The sequence below is a fragment of the Flavobacterium sp. RSP49 genome (assembly GCF_003968735.1).
Classification (GTDB): domain Bacteria; phylum Bacteroidota; class Bacteroidia; order Flavobacteriales; family Flavobacteriaceae; genus Flavobacterium.
The window spans coordinates 1-2,090 of record NZ_RYDN01000066.1 but is presented as its reverse complement, the minus strand read 5'-3'; the positions used below and the strand labels follow the sequence as shown (position 1 = coordinate 2,090).

General features: G+C 39.2%; 2 protein-coding genes. Both read left to right on the top strand.

Going from position 1 to position 2,090, the window contains the following annotated elements:
• Nucleotides 1-1,446: IS21 family transposase (istA, locus tag EKM02_RS14665; protein ID WP_126456425.1), on the top strand; the 1,446-nt coding region annotated here is incomplete at its 5' end.
• A 21-nt stretch (nucleotides 1,447-1,467) separates the two neighbouring features.
• Nucleotides 1,468-2,090, top strand: a 623-nt coding sequence (locus EKM02_RS14660; RefSeq protein ID WP_126456423.1) for an ATP-binding protein, incomplete at its 3' end; no start/stop codon positions are given.

Below are 2,090 nucleotides of genomic sequence, written 5' to 3'. Positions count from 1 at the left end.
GTCAAATATCTTGGTGTGATTGAAACTTCGGGGATTTGCTTAAAGGAACTTCTTGAACTCAAGGGAGAAGATTTATCAGAACTTTTTGAAGTTTCTACCGAGTTAAATCCTACCAATAGAGAGCAGATTCATAAGGATTTATACTCCTTTTTTCCTTATCTCGAAAAGGAATTAAAACGTGTTGGAGTTACCCGCCATATACTCTGGGACGAATATAAAACAAAGTATCCACAAGGGGTTATGTACAGCCAATTCTGTGAACATTACAAAAAATGGAACCAGAAATCGCAGGGGTATATGCCCACTACCCATAAGGCTGGGGAAAAACTTTTCATTGATTATGCCGGTAAGAAACTCCATATCATTGACAGGGAAACAGGAGAAATAAAGCCCGTGGAAGTCTTTGTTGCCACCCTTGGCGCAAGCCAATATACTTACGTAGAAGCCTCTTTTTCTCAACAAATACCTGATTTTATAGGTAGTGTTCAAAATTGTCTGCATTACCTAGGAGGCGTTCCGGCCTGCATTATTCCCGACAACCTGAAATCAGCAGTAACCAAATCCAATAAATATGAACCCCATATAAACGAACAGTTCGCCTGTTTTGCTTCGCATTATGATACTTCCATCATGCCGGCCAGAGCCCTGAAACCCAAGGACAAATCCTTGGTTGAAGGTGCCGTAAATATCACTTACACTCGCATCCATGCAGTTCTCAGGGATAAAGAATTTTATGGTATTGCTGAATTAAATTTGGCTATAAAGGAGCTTCTTTTGATTTACAATCAAACCCCTTTTCAGAAAAAACAACACAGTCGTACCGCTCTTTTTTTAGAAATAGAGAAAGATGCTTTAAAGCCATTGCCTTTGGAGAAATATGAACTCAGAGACTACAAAATGGCAACGGTACAGAAGAATTGCCATGTCTATTATTCATCCGACAAAAACTATTACAGCGTTCCCAATGCCTACATTGGAAAGAAAGTAAAAATGATCCTTACTCAAAGTGTCGTGGAAATCTATCACAATCAATCCCGCATTGCGCTTCATCCGCGCAGTCGTAAAAGGTATCATTATGTGACACTAAAGGAGCACATGCCTGTGAATCATACCTACAATGCCGATTGGAGTTCAGAATATTTTATCTCTTGGGCGCAAAAGATAGGCGCTTCGACAAAAGAATACATCGAGAAAATATTGGATAAAAAACAGTATCCAGAACAGAGTTATAAGAGTTGCATGGGCATATTGGCCATGGCTACCAAAACAGGAAAAGAACGCCTGAATAATGCCTGTAAACGCGCCCTGAGCTACGATGCGGTAAGCTATAATTCTATCAAAAATATTTTAGACAGAGGCCTTGATAAAGAAGAAGAACAGCTGGATTTATTCAACGTCTCGATCTCTAATCATGACAATATCAGAGGATCAAAATATTATGCTTAACATTTTAAATCAAATCAAAATATGAACACCAATGCCACTATCGAAAAGATGCAGAAAATGCGTCTAAAGGGAATGAAACGAGCCTATGAATCCTCATTCGAAACCAGAAACCAAGACACTTTTAGCAACGATGAATTTATTGCCTGGCTCATTGAATCCGAGGACAATCAGCGCAACAACAGCCGAACCGAGCGGTTACTCAAAAATGCAAAGTTCCATTATCAGGCATCTTTAGAGGAGATAAGCTATACCGATGACCGGAATCTCGACCGGAATCTGCTGAGCCGTTTATCGGACTGCTCTTTTATTGACCGAAATGAAAATGTTATTATTACAGGTTGTACTGGAACCGGAAAAAGCTTTTTGGCAACGGCCTTGGGACACCAAAGCTGCATCAAAGGATACAAAGTACTTTATTACAATTTGGGCAAACTCTTCCAAAAATTAATGATGGCAAAAGCTGATGGTTCCTACATTAGAGAACTCATCAAAATTGAGAATCATGATCTGTTAATTATCGATGACTTTGGATTGCAAGCCATCAGCAATGAAAAGCAAATGATATTGATGGATTTGGTAGAGGATAGAAATCAAAAAAGAGCCACAATTTTCTGCTCACAACTACCGGTGAAAAACTGGTATGA